A 475-nucleotide genomic window follows, 5' to 3' on the forward strand; every position below is an offset into this window, starting at 1 on the left:
CCGCAGTGGCCGGCCCCCCGCCGGCGCTGGTCGGCACGCGCGAACGGGTGCTGCGCCCCCTGGCGCCGGGGCGGCGCGCGACGCGGGCGCGGCTGCAGCTGGCCGTGGAACTGGCGCGGCGCAAGGACGAACGGCTGGACCTGCAGCTGGACCGCATCGAACGCGAGGGCGAGCGGCTGGACGCGCTGGTGGGCAACACGCTGGCGCTGGCGAAGATGGGCGCCCTGCCCGAACCGGCCGGCATGCTCGACCTGGCCGAGGTGGTGGACGCCGTGGTCGAGGACGCGCGCTTCGAGGCGGGCGACCGCAACGTCGGCATCGCCTGGGAGCGGCCCGCGCCGCTGCGCATCAAGGGCGACCGCGAGAGCCTGTCCAGCGCGATCGAGAACGCGCCTCGCCACGCCCTGCGTCCCGCGCCACCCGGCAGCGCCATCCCCCCGCGCCCGCTGGCCGGCGTGCGCGCGGTGCCATTGGG

1 pseudogene is annotated in these 475 nt (G+C 77.9%); it reads left to right on the top strand.

The window, feature by feature from the left end:
- Positions 1 to 475 (top strand): annotated as a pseudogene (locus tag KDH83_RS31500) (two-component sensor histidine kinase); the annotation flags it as partial.

It is taken from the genome of Achromobacter sp. Marseille-Q0513, assembly GCF_018195695.1.
Classification (GTDB): domain Bacteria; phylum Pseudomonadota; class Gammaproteobacteria; order Burkholderiales; family Burkholderiaceae_B; genus Achromobacter.